Genomic DNA, 16650 nt, shown 5'->3' with positions numbered 1-16650 from the left:
TATATAAACATATTCCACCTGTAATATATATTATCATGTATTTTATGGATACACAAGTGTTTTTCCATAAAACACATGAAAATCATAATATTTTTTTACATGTAAATGTTTAATGGCATTATTTGGATAGCACACTCATTAATTCTTAAATCTGGGCACTCTGGTACAAAAATATCATTTTTCTTTAAACACTCTATAAGAGGCGTGAATTGCTCAAAAAATTTTTCATAAAATTCTTCTTGACCCGTTTTTCTCAGTAAACTTATGGAATCACACTCTTCAGTACATGTTTTTATTACTTTACCTATAACTCTGCACGGACAATTTATATTATCAAACATATTAAATTTATTATTCATAAAATTATCTTTATTAACATTTAGAATTATTGTTCCATTTCCACTCTTCATAATTAAATCCGTGGTATTATTATTTTCTAGAATACTTTTCATATAAGTCAGCATTTTTAAGCACATTGAAAAATTTATTTTTACATTACATTCTTTAGTTAAATCATCCAAGTATTCAGACCCAAATATTGTTATCAAATTAATTAGGGTTTCAATATAAGACATGATACTTTTATTAGTAATTGTTCCTTCAATCTCAATTAGGTCCCCTGGATATATATTATTATTTTCTATATCCCTTTCATTTTTATGATGCAATTGCTTATTTTCATTAAAGTAGTTAATTAAACTTCCATTTAAAACGAATGTAGTATAAGTAGTTTTAACTTGCCTTTCTTCTCTTACGCATTGCCTTGCATCTATTTCTTTATCAATATGATGATGCTCAAAATTATTATTAGCATCTAATTCATTTTTATCCTTAAATCCTTTTCTCTCAATTCTTGTAACACTTCCTTGATTAGAATTCTCTATTCTGTCTCCTTCATGAAACCCTGCTGATAATGTTCTATCAAAAGCTTGAGTTCTAGTTATTGTTTCTATAAATCCCGTTAAAACTAAAGATGATAAATTTCTAACTAAAATTTCATCTATATAAACAAGTATACCAAAAGGATTGCTCATAACTACTCCTTTCAAAAGGGCTGATAACTAATCGTTTCTTCTTATATATTATTCATATTCATACTAATATAAAATATTATTTATACTTTTATTTTTATTAAAAATACATCTATACTCTTCCAATAAATTGCAATGTTTTTAATTTGCGAATTATTTAGATTTTTTGTAATATAAATTTATAGTATAAATTCTAGTTAATATAGAAATTCTAATATAGTCTTTAGGTGTACTTAAATACTTATTTCCTGCAGACATCTTTTAGACCATTTATATTAGTATTTTAATATTATAAAGTCTTTTCAGAAAGGAGATATGCCTAAATTGTTATAAATACCTGAATGAATTTTATTAAATATTAGGCATGTGGTATTTAATGAAGAAGTTTTTCAAAAAATTTTTCTTGATTTTATTTATTGTACTTTTTGTTTTTAGTTTGCTTTTTTACAAAAGAATTATGTTATCGTACAGAATTGCTGATAAGTATATTTCTTTAAAAAATCATGTATGGACAATACAGGAATTCAATACTCAAAACTCATCAAGTTCAATGAATTACAAAGATGTTATTTATAAAAATACTAATGGTGTCCCATTAAAGCTAGATATTTACGGCCCAATAAATCAAGTATATAAATCTTCACCAGTACTTGTGTATGTCCATGGTGGAAGCTGGGCTTATGGAGATAAAAATATTCCTGATGCACTAAGTCCAGTGCTCGATACTTTTAGAGAACAAGGTTATACAATTATAAGTACTTCCTATGAACTTATGAAAGAAAAGGAAAATTTCAATAAACAAATTTCCGATGTCAAGGATACTATAAGATGGATAAATAAAAATCAGTATTCCTATAATCTTAATACAAGTGAAATAGGCATTATTGGTGTTTCATCCGGTGCGCATCTTTCTCTCATGGCAAGTTACAGTGGTGATGATGAATTTATAGATGATAACGAATTAAGCAATTATTCTTCAAAAGTAAAATACTTAATTGATTTTGCAGGACCAACTGATTTAAGTCTATTAAATACTCAAAATTTAAATTATGATTTATCAAAAATTTTTGCTTCTATTTCAAATAAAGAAGATGTAATAGAAAAATATAATCCTATAACTTACGTCAACAAAGCAACTCCAAATACTTTGATAATTCATAGCAATTCAGATAATATGGTTCCTTATGAAAGTTCAAAGGAGCTTTACGATAAATGTGTTCAGGAACACTCAAAAGCTAAGCTGATTACATTAAATAGCAGCGCTCATGATTTATCAGATATCTCTAAAGATGATGTTATAGATATTTCCGAGGGATTACTTAAATTTGTAATATTCAATTCGCCTTTATAAATCAAATATTTATAAAAAACCTTAGATGATGTAACACTTTAGATTTAGCTTTACTACAAAAAAGAATAAAAAATAAGGGTATGCCTTAATTTTTTTTACAGCTTACCCTTTACTCTTTTTAAAGTACCAAAATATACACCTTATAAAAAACAGCTATGCACTTATGAAAAGAGCATCCATGCCGCAATACAGAACTTTTCTGAATATAAAAAAATTCCATGGTACTCTTGGAGTTGTTATTTATCTTCGTGTGTCTTATCTAATAATTTAACTATGAAATTAATATTCGTAATTTTTTACATTTTCACATATTACTATATTTATTTTCTTATCCTCTATTACTTTTTTATACGAGCATAAAAATTCGTTTAGCTCATTATCATTTAAGTCTATACTCTTCTCACTAACTAATATAACATCTAAATTTTCTAGAAGTACCTTTAAATCATTTTTTTCATTTTTTATAAAATATTCGGACATTGTTTTATTAGATATTCTGCTTTTGTATTTTTCCTGAAAACTCATTGTCTTTTTAATAGTCTGATAGTCCAAATTAGAGCCACCCATGTCAAATCCGGGTATTTTAAATTGTTCCTGAATTAAAGAAGGATCTACTCCATATCTTTCTAAAAACTTTTTTTGTATATTTATCAATTTATCTTGTGATATATTATTTTCTTCCATGTAAGTTAGTATATTTCTAGAAAAATCAGACATATTCATTTTGCCTTCTGCCAGTTTATAATACATAGAATAAATATACTCTTCAAATTTATCTATGTCTTTATCTTTGACCTTATTTTTTAATTCATTAAAATCTATAATTTTATCAGACACATTAATCCTCTCCTTTGTATTATTATATAATATTAAGTATTTATCTGTTGTACTTTTTTTATTATATTTTATTTCATAATTACTTATTTGTTTTTTTCATTATCATAACTCATTCTTTCATTTTTAGAAAATACACATCCACAATAATCTTGCCTATATAATTTATATTGTTTAGAAAGTTCTATAGAACGTTTATATCCTTCTTTCTTCTTAAAGTCCGAATATAAATATTTTACATCATGTTCTTCGGATAATTTTTTACCAATTTCGTTTAATTTAGCAGAATTTTTATGAGGACTTATAGATAATGTTGTTGTAAAGTAATCATAACCTTTTTCCTTGGCCATGATAGCAGCTTCATTAAGTCTTAACTCATAACAATTAAAACATCTAACTCCGCCTTCTTTTTCCTCTTCCAAACCTTTAGATTTCTTATAAAAGCTTTCCGTATCATATTTTCCTTCAATAAATCTTATTTCATTCTTGACTTTCATTTCTGATATAAGACCCTTTTGTTCCGCAACTCTTCTAGTATACTCCTCCATTGGGTATATATTAGGATTATAAAAGAAGATCGTTATCTTAAAATATTGTGACAAATATTCCAACACATAGCTGCTGCAAGGTGCACAGCAACTATGAAGCAGTAAGGTTGGAATCTCTTCATTTTTTACTAAAGTTTCAATTAAAGAATCTAATTCCTTTTGATAATTAATTTTATTCATATGTAAGTCATTCCTTTTATAAGTTTATTAACACATATTCTATTATAAACTCATTTTATTTTCATTTGATGCAAATTCTTCAAATGCTTTTAAGAAAGCATCTATATGACTTTCCTTATGTTGTACACTTAGAAATAATGCTTCAAATTGTGACGGAGGTAAATTAAATCCTGATTTTAGCATATGTTCAAAATATCTATTAAATCTATTTACATCACATTTCTTAACGTCATCATAAGTTCTAACTTCTTTTAAATCATTAAAGAATAAAGTCATCATTCCTCCAACTCTATTCATTACCACTGGAAGATTATATTTTTTTGATATACTTATTATACCATCTTCAAGCCTAGCTCCTATATTTTCAATATGATCATAATAGTTCTGATTATTTTTCAACTTATTTAAAGTTGCGATACCTGCTGCCATAACAATTGGATTGCCTGACATGGTTCCAGCTTGATAAACTCCGCCTAAAGGTGATAGATTCTTCATTATTTCTTTTCTTCCACCATATGCACCGCATGGAAGTCCACCACCCATAATCTTAGCATACGTAACTAAATCTGGCTTAACGTTAAATAGTGATTGTGCTCCTTTAAATGCCACTCTAAATCCACTCATTACTTCATCAAATATCAATAGTGAACCATACTGATTGCAAAGTTCTCTTAAGGTTTCCATAAAGTCATTTTCTGCCTTTATTACTCCCATATTTCCAGCCACTGGCTCAATAATAACCCCAGCAATTTCACTACCATATTTTTTAAATAATTCTGTAATTTGTTCCTTATCATTATATATACCAATTAACGTATTTTCTATGCTTTCATTTGGTACCCCTAGGGAACCTGGTATTCCTCCTGTCATTACTCCTGATCCGGCTTCAATTAGAAACCCATCAAAATGTCCATGGTAGCAGCCTGCAAATTTAACAATTCTTTTTCTTTTTGTATATCCCCTTGCAAGTTTAACTGCGCTCATAGTAGCTTCTGTTCCGGAATTGACCATCCTAATCATCTCAACATTATCCAGATTAGTGCACATAAATTTTGCCAAATCTAATTCTAATTTTGTTGGTGCACCAAAAGCCAATGCCATTGAACTAACTTCTTTAATTGCTCCTACAACGTCATCATCACAATGTCCTAGAATTAATGGTCCCCACGCTAATACGAAGTCTATATATTCATTATCTTCTTCATCTTTGATTATTACACCTTTTCCGCTCTTTATAACAGGCGGGTTTAAATTAACTCCCTTAAAAGCTCTAACCGGACTATTAACTCCACCAGGCATATATTCCTCTGATTCTTTAAAAATATCAACGTTTTTCAAATTAACTCCTCCTTAGCCCGCATAAAATCTATAAATATTTATATATGTTTATATTTTTATTGTTTCATATTTACATATTATTATATTTAAATTGTAAAAAATTTATATATTTAAATATATACGTTGCAATCCACAATGCACATTTCACAATTCACAATTCACAATTACGGTTAAAATTCTTGTGATATTATTAGAATTATGATGAAGGATTATTTTTGCAATATATATTTTTTAAATTACTATCTTTTATCTTTTTAAAACTTTTGCTGCCTCTAATGCATGATAAGTGATAATTATATCTGCTCCTGCTCTCTTAATCGATGTTAAAGTTTCCATCATCACTCTTTCTTCATCAATAACACCAAGCTTTCCAGCTGCTTTAATCATAGCATACTCACCACTTACATTATAAGCTACAAGAGGAAGATTGAAGTTTTCTTTACAATCTCTTATTATGTCTAGGTAAGAAAGTGCTGGCTTAACCATGATAAAATCCGCTCCTTCTTCTACATCCATTTGCGTTTCACGAATGGCTTCCATTCTATTTCCTGGATCCATTTGATATGTCTTTCTATCTCCAAATTGTGGAGCTGAATTTGCCGCATCTCTGAATGGTCCATAAAAAGCTGAGCAATATTTAGCAGAATAACTCATTATGCTAACATTCTTAAAGTTATTCTCATCTAATGCACTTCTTAATGATCCAATTCTTCCATCCATCATGTCTGAAGGAGCTATAATATCTGCACCTGCCTTTGCATGTGATACTGCTATTTTACTTAAATATTCTAATGTTTCATCATTATCTACATATTCATCATGGATTATTCCACAGTGTCCATGCGAAGTGTATTCACACATACAGACATCAGTAATAATAAGCAATTCTTTATCAAGCTTCTTTATTTCTCTTATTGCCTGTTGAACAATTCCATTATCATTATAACTTTCAGAACCGCACTCATCTTTATGGTTTGGAATTCCAAAAAGTAATACTCCAGAAATATTAGCTTCTCTAACTTCTTCAACTACTTCATACAGTCTATCAACTGAATAATGATAAACGCCTGGCAATGATGAAATTTCATTTTTTATATTGTCTCCCTCAACAACAAAAATTGGATAAATAAAATCCTTTGAATCTAAACTTGTTTCTCTTACCATATCTCTAATGGCAGTATTAACTCTAAGTCTTCTACCTCTTTTAATCATAACAAACTCCTCCATTATTTTAGCCATCTTCAAAGATGTCACTCATTTTATTTACTATCTAAATTTATATATTAATCATTTTAAAAATCTATTTCCTCTATTGCAGTAAATTTTCTATCTCTTTCAGAAACCCTTCCTCTGAGTGTTCTTTACATACGTATGCTTTTATTCCATACTTTTCTAAAGGTTCATTAGTCTTTGGTCCTATAGCTATAACCTGCTTTTTCTTAATTTCCTCAATACCTAACATATCAATCATGTTTTCAACTGTTGACGGACTTGTGAAGAATACTATGTCAACTTCATCAAAAGATCTCTTATTAACTACTGATCCACAAACCGTATCATATATATATACTTTATCTACAATTGCACCACAATTTGTTAGTTCTTCATAAATATATTTCCTACTTTTTGCAGAACACGGCAAAAGTAGAGTTTGGTTATCTTTCAAATGAGGTTTTAATATGCTAACTAAACCTTCACCAACAAATTCTCTGGCCTTTGCAAAACAGATAATTCCTCTTTGTTTTAAAGAATTTGCGGTAGCAGCTCCTATTGCAGATATTTTAGCCTTAATTCTTCTTATATCATAATCTTTTTCAATAAAGTAATCAAAAAATATTTCTACACTATTAACTGAAGTAAATACTATATGATCATAATTTTCTATCTTATCTATATAATCATTTAAGTTCTCTGCACTGCTTTTTATCTTAATAGAATTAAAACTTGTAACTTCCGCTCCTAAGTCAACCAATTTATTTTTTAATTTCTCAGATTGTCTCCTTGATCTTGTAATACATATATTCTTTCCAAACAAAGGTTTATTTTCATACCAGTTCAAATCCTTGTTTAAGTTTACAACTTCACCAACAACAATTATACATGGAGATTGTAATTTAGCTTCTTTTACTTTTTGTGCAATATTCTCAAGCGTTCCTACTACCTTTTTTTGCTTAGCTGAAGTACCTCTCATCACTACTGCACATGGAAAAGTTGATTCTTTCCCATTATTAATAAGCTCATCAACTATATTATCTAAATTACTTAATCCCATCATAAATACTAATGTACCTTCTTCTTTAGCTAATGCCTTAAAATTCACATTTAAATCTTGCGCAGATTTTCCTGTTATAACATGAAAACTTTGTGCTATCTTCCTGTGAGTTATTGGTATTCCCGCATAATTTAATACTGCAATAGGAGATGTTATCCCTGGTATCACCTCAAAGTCTATATTTTCATTGACTAAAGCCAATACTTCTTCTCCGCCTCTTCCAAAAACATACGGGTCTCCACCTTTAATTCTTCCAACTGTATGCCCGTCTTTTGCAAGCTTAACTAAAAGTTCATTAATTTCTTCTTGAGTTTTAGAATGAGCTCCTGGTTCCTTTCCACAATAATAAATTTCACAATTTGGCTCTAAATAATTTAAAACATTATTTGAAACTAATCTATCATAAAGAACAGCTGTACATCTTTTTAATACTTTTACAGCCTTTAATGTTAATAACTCTTCATCTCCTGGGCCTGTGCCTATTATATATACTTTACTCATACTCTGACTCTCCTATATCTCTAATATCTTACTCGCCAATTTTCTTCCAACTTCAATATGATTGTTCTTATTTCCTAAAATATCTTTTTTAACTATTCTTCCGCCTATGTCATATATACCAATCATATATAGATCATTACCCTGAATTTCTGAATAAGCTCCAATAAGGCTATGACAATCACCGTTTAGCATTCTCATAAAGCTTCGTTCAGCTTCAACAGTTAATTTTGCGTTTGAATCTTCTAGTTTTTCAAAATATTTTTTAGCATCACTAGTTTTCAAGCATTCAATTCCCAGTGCTCCTTGCGCAACTGCTGGTATAAATACTTTAGGGTCAAAATACTCAGTAATTATACCTTCTTCATTTAATCTCTTTAATCCTGCTGAAGCTAGTATAATACCATCTAAATTCTGACTTTTCATTTTCTCTAATCTAGTTTGAACATTTCCTCTGATTGAAACTATCTCCAAATCATTTCGCAGAAACTTTAACTGGCAAGCTCTTCTTATACTGCTAGTTCCGATGGTTGCACCTTTCCTAAGTTCTTTAAATGGTATATTATCTTTAGAAATTAATACATCCCTTATATCTTCTCTTTCTGTTATAGCTGCTATTTCAAATTCATGACTCAATTCATAAGGTACATCCTTCATACTATGAACTGCGCCATCAGCTCTTTTTTCTAAAAGTGCAATCTCTATATCTTTTACGAATAATCCCTTTCCGCCTATCTTTGCCAAAGAAACATCTAATTTTCTATCCCCTTCCGTAACAATAAGCATTTTTTCACTATCTATATTAAATTTATCCTTTAAACTTCTCATTATTATTTCTGTTTGCGTTTGAGCCAACTTACTTTTTCTTGTTGCTATAGTCAATTTATTCATTAATTTAATCCTACCTCCAAAATTCATTTACCTACAAACTCATTTAAAAATTAATTAAATAATCTACAATTTCCTTTGAAAATCTGCTCCTCAATGCTTTTTCAGCTTCACCCTTATCAAAAGATTTCTTAAACTCATCATTCCCAATAAACGAAGTTATTTGCACTTTAAACTCTGGAAATGATTTTGCTTTATTTCGTATTAATCCTATGTATTTAATAAATTCATCATATTCTTTTATGGTCTCTTCTACTTTATTAGAAAGTAAAACTGCCCCTTTTGGATTTCCATACTTGGTATTTAATGCAAATACTGCATTTTCTGCACTTCTTTGAATCGGAATAACTCCCATTCCACTTATAAAATCAGATGAATCTATATATATCTTATAGTTCTCTTCACAGTATTTCTTTGTTATGTTTTTTAAATTTTCATCATCTAATGCAATAATTATAAGATGCTTATCTTTTAAAAATTCATAGCAAAAATCTCCAGCTATAAGCTTAAGTCTTTCTGAAAAGGCTTTAGAGAGTTCAGTTAATTCCTTATCAAAAGTTTTAGATATTACCTCAACATAGCATTTGTTTTTTACAAAATGCCGTGCTTTTATTGTACCTGCTTTACCTCCACCAACTATTCCAACTCTTAGTTTTTTAGAAATTAATGAGATATAGGAATACTCTATTCCTTCGTCATAAATATTTTCTCTATTATTCCTATCCATTCTTCACCACATCCTTTTAGAGTCTCTTCTTTAATAACTTCAATTGCTCTATTTATGTAAAAATCAGATGTACTTTTAATTAATTTATGTGCTAAAGCAATATCATTTTTATCTTTGCTTTTATGTGAAAAAGTTTGAACTCTTTTCTCGTAAACATCATTTCCAACAGTTTTTAAGTTTTTGATTACATGAGAAATACTTCTTAATTTTAACCATTCATCATATTCCTTTAGATATTTATTCATTATATGTCTATTTTCTTCCATCTTGTCTTTTCTTAATTTTTTATTTTCATCATCTATACGACTTATTGTATCAATATTATAAACCTCAGTCCTAGATAATAACGCTACTTCTTTTTCCACATCTCTTGGAACTGATAAATCATAGATTACTAACCTATTTCCGCTTTCACTAATATCTTCTGCTTTTACAACTGGATGTGGTGCTGAAGTACAGCTTATTATACATTCTATACTATTAATATATTTATTCTTTTCTTCAAAAGTAATTACTTTTACTCGTTCATCCTGCATTTCATCTTTTATTCTAGGATTTCTAACGACCAAGTAGACAGTTTCGATTTTATGCGAAAGCAAATATTTCATTACAAGCTGTCCAACTTCTCCATAACCTAAAACCATAAATTTAGTGCATTTATGATTAATAGCCTCATTAACTACTATAGAAGAAGATGATACTGGAATTTCAAATAACTTAGCTTCTTTTCTGAATCGCTTTCCACAAGTAATAGCTTCCTGAAATAATCTATGCAATTCTAATGAAACAGCTTTAAATTCTAAAGCCTCTTCATAAGCATCCTTAACTTGCCCTAGAATTTGATCCTCTCCTAATATTTTCGAATGAAATCCGGAGCAAACTTCAAACAAATGCCTATAAGCATCCTTACTATTAGTTATGAAAACATATTTTTTATATTCGTAATCCCATTTAAAAATATCAAAAATCTTTTTTAATAATTCTTCTTCATTTAAAGAAGCATTAAAATAAATTTCTGTTCTATTACATGTAGCTAAAATAACTACCTCATTTAATTCCTTAAGTAATTCTCGAAAATATTCGTCATATCTTTTAGACTTAACTATAAATTTTTCTCTAATTTCTAATGGAGTATTTTTTCTTATGCCTATTAAGCCTATCACGTATTGCCACCTCACATACTTTTTAATTTACCTTTTCTCTTTGTTTCCAAATGTTACATTCTCACAAAGAGAAAGTTCAGTAACCAAATGTAAAATTTGGATCTTCACTTTTGGACTCATTAGCTGAAACTCGACTCACATTCGTTCGCTGAGTAAGTTCGAGTTGCCAAATGATACATTTGAACTCTCACTTAAGTTTATCAGATAGGGATTGTTTTTTCCAAGTAATTCTTATCAGAATTATAGATTAACTCTGAATAATATAGTAATGAAAAATATTTTTCTTACTCTTTATCTAATAAAATTCTAACCAGGATATATTCCTTAGAGTTCATTAACATAACATTAATCTAAAAAATTTCTAAACTTAGATAAGTATCTTGTTCTACTAATATTTTAGTATATACTATTTTCGCTCAAAAAACATTTAATTTGCAATTAATTATCAAATATTTATAATCAGATTATCTAACGTGTATAGTTCATAGTTCCTAAGAATACAACTCTTTATAAATATTATTGTATTAATTAAATACATACTCTGCAATTTAGTTTCTACATTAATTTGTCCTAATTGAACACTTAGACTTAGATTACTAGAATTTAAATGTACGTTTGTTATTGCAACATATATATTTTTTATTTCTGACATATTTTTGACACATTTCAGGATTATACTAATATCATAAAGTAGTTAATTATTATTTACCCCTTATTAATTAATAAAAGTCGTTTATACATTAATGACTTGCCCTAAGCATATGATCCCCTAAACTTATGCTTAGGGTTTTTATTTTTTAAAGTTCGTTGCTACACTTAAAGTTCCGAATTGTGCTTCGCACTCTTTTCACATGTGCGCGCTTTTTTCATTTAAGTTCTTGGTTGCGCTTCGCGCTTTTTTCATAGGTGTGTATTTTTTTGGATTAATTGGGTTATACTCTTAAAAGCAATATCAAATTTGAGAGGTGAACAAAATTATGCGAATCCCGAAACACATAGGCATCATTCCTGATGGAAATCGACGTTGGGCTTTATCTAACTCATTAAGCAAAGATAAAGGCTATGATCACGGAATAAATCCAGGACTTGAGGTCTTTAAATTATGCCAAAAGGAAAATATTCAGGAAGTAACCTTTTATGGATTCACAATTGACAATACCAAACGTCCTAGCGAGCAAAAAGTAGCATTTACTAAAGCTTGTATTGATTCAGTTATGCTTTTAACCAAAGAGGATTGCGAAATATTAGTCTTAGGTAATACTGCGTCTAGCTGCTTCCCAAAAGAACTATTGCCCTTCACCAAAAGAAAGAAATTTGGTTTAGGCGGAATAAAAGCAAACTTTTTAATTAATTACGGTTGGGAATGGGATTTGAATTTACTAAAAGGCGCAGATATATCAAAAAAACATATTCAACCATGCTTACAATCAAAAGATATTTCTAGAATAGATCTCATACTTAGATGGGGTGGGCGAAGAAGATTAAGCGGCTTATTACCAGTTCAATCTGTTTACTCAGATTTTTATATTTTAGATAATTACTGGCCTGATTTTAAAAAAGAAGACTTTTATAATGCTTTATCTTGGTATAATGAGCAAGATGTAACTTTAGGTGGCTAATGACATGAATTTAAAATAAGCAGTATTAAAATTCTGTGAATCCAACTTCTTTTATTTCATATTTCTATATTTTGTACTCCTGTATAAATTATGTTATCATTAATATTAAATTTGTATTTAATGATATATTGGAGTGAAATTTATGTTAAAAGTTGTATTTACATACTTATTAGTTATCAACCTTCTAGGCTTTCTTATTATGTTTATAGATAAACAAAGAGCTATTCATAAAGAATGGAGAATACCCGAAAAAACTCTTATAGGTATTTCTATTTTGGGCGGCTCTATTGGTATGCTTATTGGAATGTCTAGTTTTAGGCATAAAACAAAGCATAAGAAGTTCACAATTGGAGTTCCCTTCATACTTCTTATGCAAATTTTCCTAGTTGTACTATATTTAAATTATTAAAATAGTGCATTTGACATTTGAATTCTATTGGGCAAAGTATTATTGCTTGTTCTTTAATAAATTCTCATGATATTTTCCTAGCGTTAATACCGAAACAATTGAGCCAAAAAGCGCAAAAATCATATCCCACTGCGTATCCCAAACATCTCCCTGCGTTCCTAAAAAGGCTGTTGCACTTTCACCAGTAATTACTGCGACAATAAATTCTATTATTTCATATGAAGCACTAATAGCAAGGCAAATTGATACTGTAATGAAATTTGTCCATGCTATGTTTTTAGCAATCTTTTTTCTTATTAGAATTTCTCTAATAATTATTGCTGGTATAAATCCTTGTGCAAAGTGTCCAAATCTATCATAATAGTTTCTACTCAAGTCAAAAGTATCTCTTAGCCAATTAAACAAAGGCATTTCCGCATAGGTATAATGCCCCCCCACTATTAATATGACTGCATGAAACCAAATAAGAATATAAGTTAAGTTAGCAAATATGAATTTATTATAAGTAGTTATTAAAACTATAATTCCTATTACTGCCGGAAAAACCTCTAAAAACCACGTGAATCTATCATGAGGATTTATTCCTGATGTAACCAGAATTACAGATATACTTAATAGCAATATTAAATGAAAATTCTTTTGTTTCATTAATACCTCCTTATATATATGATTTTCAAGATCTAAGAACAAAATCGCAGTTGACTGTGGAGATGGATATTTTTACTCATCTGTCTTTTTACGCATATGTTAGAAAACTCTAGCGAGCTAATTAAAAATAGCGAGCATTTTTTATGTAGGCATATGAAAGAAAATAACAAGTTCAAAATGCCATGATTATTTTTTATTAGGCAAGGAAGTAGATTGATCTCATAGCAAGCCTATTAGAGCAATCTACTAACGCGGCATAATAGAAAATAGGCTTGACAGATGAACTTGTTATTTTTTTGATTATGCCTAATGTTACATTATGCAACCAAAGCATAAAAAACTCGCCTTCTATTAAATTATATGTGAGTTAAGAACTTTTTATTTGTCTATAAAATTTCTAAAGAGTGTTAAGATCAAAAGGTGTATTTTGATATACGCAATAATTCAACCAATTTCCAAAAACTATACTAGCAGGACCTCTCCATATATACAATGGTTTTTGATTTATATCATCATTTTTGAAATAATTTTTAGGTACAGATATTTCATCGCCTTTTTCCTTATCTCTTATATACTCATCCATCAATGTATTTCTATCATATTCCATATGTCCAGTTACAAACACATTTCTCCTATCTTTCGTGGCAACTATAAATACCCCAGCTTCCTCAGATTCAGATAAAATTTCAAGATTTGAAACCTTTTCTATATCTTCGCGTTTGACTTCAGTATGCCTAGAGTGAGGTGCATAAAATACATCATCTAATCCTCTTGTCAAATCAGCTTTCTCATCATTCACCCAATGTGAGAACACCCCAAACATTTTTTCATCTAAATCATATTTAGGTATATTATAGTGATAATATAGCCCAGCCTGTGCCCCCCAGCAAATATAGAATGTTGAAAATACATGAGTCTTGCTCCATTCCATTATTTCGGTAAGCTCTTTCCAGTATGTAACATCTTCAAAAGCCATTTGTTCAACTGGCGCTCCAGTTATTATAAGTCCATCAAATTTTTCTTTTTTTATATCATCAAAATAGCTATAAAATTTATTTAGATGCTCCGATGGTGTATTATGAGAAGTGTAACTCTTAGTCTGTATAAGTCTTACTTCTACTTGTAACGGTGTATTAGATAAATACCTTAACAATTGATTTTCTGTTACTATTTTTTTTGGCATTAAATTAAGAATTGCTATTCTTAGCGGTCTTATGTCTTGAGTGTTAGCCCTCTCATTATTCATTACGAATATGTTTTCATCAGATAAAACCTGAAATGCAGGTAATTCTATAGGAATTTTTATTGGCATCGTTGTTCCCCCCAATTTGATTATTGCTTATTTAAAATTATTATTTAATTATTTTTGTATATAAATATTATTATATCAAAATTCAGCTTCTTATCAACATTATAAAACTAAATATAATAATCAAATTATGTAAGCTTAAATAATGCATTTATATTACTATTAATTTCACAAGCTTAAACTCTAAAAATATAACACGAATTCTTTAAACCAATTTATATAGTTTTGTTGTTTAGTTTCATAAAAATAATTAATAACCATAGATATTCAGCCTATAAACCAGAATCACTATCTATTATTAAACTTTTGTATGTATAATACCATAAATTATAAAATTATTCTATTTGCAGTTTATAATGTTTATAATTACTTATTTACAAAAACTTACTGCTATTTGGTTATATTTTGATATTAATAATTATACACAATTATTAATCTTTTTTATTTTTTCCACTACCATAATTAAATGATTAAAATCAATAGATCTTAATAAAATTTCATAAATATTTTTCACTTCTGTTTATGCTATACTAATAAATATACAATAAAAGGGGGCATGTATAATGGTAATAAAAGAAAATATTTCAGTTGGATTTATTGGAACTTATACCAAAAATGAAAGTAAAGGAATCTATAGAATTAATTTTGATACAATTTCAGGTAATATCGAAAATATCAATTTAGCTTATAATATAGAAAATCCTACATATTTAACTCTTGATAGAGAAAGGCACATTCTTTACTCAACATGTAAAGTTGGGGAAAAAGCTGGGGTATCTTCGTTTAAATATTGGAAGGAAGATAATAAACTGCACTTAATAAACTCTAATCTTTCTGAAGAAAAACCACCTTGTCATGTAAGTCTAAACAAAAGCCATGAAATTTTAATTTCTTCAAACTATCATGAAAATAAAATGTTTGTATATAGTACTTTAGATGGCTTAATTTTAAATTCTCCTATGCTTGGAAGTCACAATGGCTCTAGTATAAACCATTTAAGACAAGAAAAGCCTCATATCCATTGTTCAATGTTTACTCATGATGAGAAATACATTCTATCTATTGATTTGGGGATTGATAAACTGATAGTTTCTTCAGTGAAAGACGGAAAGCTCTATCAAAATGAAGATCTAAATTATACCTTTCCTGCGGGAACAGGACCAAGACATATTACTAGCACTAATGGAAAACCCTTCTATTACGTTTTGAGCGAATTAACTTCGGAAATTTTTGTTTTTGATTATAAAACAAAATCAAAGATTACTTTTGAAAATATTCAAACTCTAAGTTCATTACCACAAGATCACGAAGGGAAAAAGTCCGGCTCAGCAATTCGTATACACAAGAACAATAAATTTCTTTATACCTCTGACAGAGGAAATAATTCTTTAAGTTTATTCCATATAAATTCAGATAATGGAAAGCTAAAGTATGTAAATACTATTTCTTGCAACGGGGATTCTCCTAGAGATTTCCAATTGGATCCATCTGGTAAATTCCTACTTTGTGCAAATGAAAATTCTAATAATATATCTATATTTTCCATTAATTCAATAACAGGAGAGTTAACTTTTATGGCATCTGAAAATGTCCCAACTCCAACGTGTATAGAATTTATTTAATCAAATAGTTAATTATACAAATAAAAGTTAGGCGCATATTATAATCTAAATTTATAATATGCACCTAACTTCTTTATCTCCATATTATGTATAAAAACTCCTATATTCAAACGTTATCAAAAGATGAAAATATATTTTTTTATTTGTAAACATTTTTACTTTTGACAATATTCACAAATTTCAATTATAATAAGGCAATATATTTTTTAGATA

Annotated in this window: 15 protein-coding genes; 4 read left to right on the top strand and 11 right to left on the bottom strand. The window is 28.7% G+C overall.

What is annotated here, in order from left to right; all coding sequences use genetic code 11:
* Window positions 1-95: 95 nt before the first annotated feature.
* Window positions 96-1034 (bottom strand): DUF6414 family protein, encoded by a 939-nt coding sequence (locus tag T483_RS0125160; RefSeq protein WP_026889314.1) that lies wholly within the window; start codon window positions 1032-1034, stop codon window positions 96-98.
* A 373-nt stretch (window positions 1035-1407) separates the two neighbouring features.
* On the opposite strand from T483_RS0125160, the gene T483_RS0125155 reads away from it, so the two are divergent.
* The gene (locus T483_RS0125155) at window positions 1408-2382 is read left to right on the top strand and encodes an alpha/beta hydrolase (protein ID WP_026889313.1); all 975 of its coding nucleotides are present in this window, start codon (window positions 1408-1410) and stop codon (window positions 2380-2382) included.
* Between the two features lie 279 nt (window positions 2383-2661).
* On the opposite strand, the gene T483_RS0125150 is transcribed toward T483_RS0125155, so the two are convergent.
* The 8 genes from T483_RS0125150 to hemA form a co-directional block, all read right to left on the bottom strand.
* A complete protein-coding gene (locus T483_RS0125150) occupies window positions 2662-3219 on the bottom strand; it encodes a DUF3867 domain-containing protein (RefSeq protein ID WP_026889312.1) in 558 nt (185 codons plus the stop codon).
* Window positions 3220-3302: 83 nt separating this feature from the next.
* Complete coding sequence (locus T483_RS0125145) at window positions 3303-3944, bottom strand: epoxyqueuosine reductase QueH (RefSeq protein WP_026889311.1); 642 nt, start codon at window positions 3942-3944, stop codon at window positions 3303-3305.
* Window positions 3945-3986: 42 nt separating this feature from the next.
* Window positions 3987-5282: a glutamate-1-semialdehyde 2,1-aminomutase gene (gene hemL / locus T483_RS0125140; protein WP_026889310.1), complete on the bottom strand. Its 1296-nt coding sequence runs from the start codon at window positions 5280-5282 to the stop codon at window positions 3987-3989.
* Window positions 5283-5528: 246 nt separating this feature from the next.
* Complete coding sequence (gene hemB, locus T483_RS0125135) at window positions 5529-6494, bottom strand: porphobilinogen synthase (RefSeq protein ID WP_026889309.1); 966 nt, start codon at window positions 6492-6494, stop codon at window positions 5529-5531.
* A gap of 97 nt (window positions 6495-6591) precedes the next feature.
* The gene (gene cobA / locus T483_RS0125130; protein ID WP_026889308.1) at window positions 6592-8055 is read right to left on the bottom strand and encodes a uroporphyrinogen-III C-methyltransferase; all 1464 of its coding nucleotides are present in this window, start codon (window positions 8053-8055) and stop codon (window positions 6592-6594) included.
* A 12-nt stretch (window positions 8056-8067) separates the two neighbouring features.
* Window positions 8068-8943, bottom strand: coding sequence for a hydroxymethylbilane synthase (gene hemC / locus T483_RS0125125; RefSeq protein WP_026889307.1), 876 nt, complete (start codon window positions 8941-8943; stop codon window positions 8068-8070).
* A gap of 43 nt (window positions 8944-8986) precedes the next feature.
* On the bottom strand, window positions 8987-9667 hold the full coding sequence (locus T483_RS0125120) for an NAD(P)-dependent oxidoreductase (protein ID WP_026889306.1): 681 nt from the start codon (window positions 9665-9667) through the stop codon (window positions 8987-8989).
* The gene (gene hemA / locus T483_RS0125115; RefSeq protein WP_026889305.1) at window positions 9625-10830 is read right to left on the bottom strand and encodes a glutamyl-tRNA reductase; all 1206 of its coding nucleotides are present in this window, start codon (window positions 10828-10830) and stop codon (window positions 9625-9627) included. The genes T483_RS0125120 and hemA overlap by 43 nt, the downstream gene beginning before the upstream one ends.
* A gap of 977 nt (window positions 10831-11807) precedes the next feature.
* Here hemA and T483_RS0125110 point away from each other — a divergent pair.
* The gene (locus T483_RS0125110) at window positions 11808-12449 is read left to right on the top strand and encodes an undecaprenyl diphosphate synthase family protein (protein WP_026889304.1); all 642 of its coding nucleotides are present in this window, start codon (window positions 11808-11810) and stop codon (window positions 12447-12449) included.
* 142 nt (window positions 12450-12591) lie between these two features.
* On the top strand, window positions 12592-12858 hold the full coding sequence (locus tag T483_RS0125105; RefSeq protein ID WP_026889303.1) for a DUF1294 domain-containing protein: 267 nt from the start codon (window positions 12592-12594) through the stop codon (window positions 12856-12858).
* Window positions 12859-12897: 39 nt separating this feature from the next.
* Here the strand turns inward: T483_RS0125105 and T483_RS0125100 are convergent, their stop codons facing one another.
* Together T483_RS0125100 and metA are read right to left on the bottom strand one after the other, a co-directional pair.
* Window positions 12898-13506 carry a DUF2238 domain-containing protein gene (locus tag T483_RS0125100; RefSeq protein ID WP_026889302.1) on the bottom strand — a complete coding sequence of 203 codons (609 nt, stop codon included), beginning with the start codon at window positions 13504-13506 and terminating at the stop codon, window positions 12898-12900.
* 397 nt (window positions 13507-13903) lie between these two features.
* A complete protein-coding gene (gene metA / locus T483_RS0125095) occupies window positions 13904-14818 on the bottom strand; it encodes a homoserine O-acetyltransferase MetA (RefSeq protein ID WP_026889301.1) in 915 nt (304 codons plus the stop codon).
* A gap of 560 nt (window positions 14819-15378) precedes the next feature.
* Here metA and T483_RS0125090 point away from each other — a divergent pair.
* Window positions 15379-16437 (top strand): lactonase family protein, encoded by a 1059-nt coding sequence (locus tag T483_RS0125090; RefSeq protein WP_035790576.1) that lies wholly within the window; start codon window positions 15379-15381, stop codon window positions 16435-16437.
* Window positions 16438-16650 lie beyond the last annotated feature (213 nt).

It is taken from the genome of Clostridium beijerinckii HUN142 (assembly GCF_000621745.1).
In the GTDB taxonomy this organism is placed as follows: domain Bacteria; phylum Bacillota; class Clostridia; order Clostridiales; family Clostridiaceae; genus Clostridium; species Clostridium beijerinckii_A.
Note: the sequence above shows the minus strand (reverse complement) of the source record. Positions and strands in the feature narration are given on the sequence as shown.

What these genes read in the sequence shown, in the direction of transcription:
- T483_RS0125160 (WP_026889314.1), bottom strand. Translation starts at nt 1,034, where the DNA reads ATGAGCAATCCTTTTGGTATACTTGTTTATATAGATGAAATTTTAGTT.
- T483_RS0125155 (WP_026889313.1), top strand. Translation starts at nt 1,408, where the DNA reads ATGAAGAAGTTTTTCAAAAAATTTTTCTTGATTTTATTTATTGTACTT.
- T483_RS0125145 (WP_026889311.1), bottom strand. Translation starts at nt 3,944, where the DNA reads ATGAATAAAATTAATTATCAAAAGGAATTAGATTCTTTAATTGAAACT.
- hemB (WP_026889309.1), bottom strand. Translation starts at nt 6,494, where the DNA reads ATGATTAAAAGAGGTAGAAGACTTAGAGTTAATACTGCCATTAGAGAT.
- cobA (WP_026889308.1), bottom strand. Translation starts at nt 8,055, where the DNA reads ATGAGTAAAGTATATATAATAGGCACAGGCCCAGGAGATGAAGAGTTA.
- hemC (WP_026889307.1), bottom strand. Translation starts at nt 8,943, where the DNA reads ATGAATAAATTGACTATAGCAACAAGAAAAAGTAAGTTGGCTCAAACG.
- T483_RS0125120 (WP_026889306.1), bottom strand. Translation starts at nt 9,667, where the DNA reads ATGGATAGGAATAATAGAGAAAATATTTATGACGAAGGAATAGAGTAT.
- T483_RS0125110 (WP_026889304.1), top strand. Translation starts at nt 11,808, where the DNA reads ATGCGAATCCCGAAACACATAGGCATCATTCCTGATGGAAATCGACGT.
- T483_RS0125105 (WP_026889303.1), top strand. Translation starts at nt 12,592, where the DNA reads ATGTTAAAAGTTGTATTTACATACTTATTAGTTATCAACCTTCTAGGC.
- T483_RS0125100 (WP_026889302.1), bottom strand. Translation starts at nt 13,506, where the DNA reads ATGAAACAAAAGAATTTTCATTTAATATTGCTATTAAGTATATCTGTA.
- metA (WP_026889301.1), bottom strand. Translation starts at nt 14,818, where the DNA reads ATGCCAATAAAAATTCCTATAGAATTACCTGCATTTCAGGTTTTATCT.
- T483_RS0125090 (WP_035790576.1), top strand. Translation starts at nt 15,379, where the DNA reads ATGGTAATAAAAGAAAATATTTCAGTTGGATTTATTGGAACTTATACC.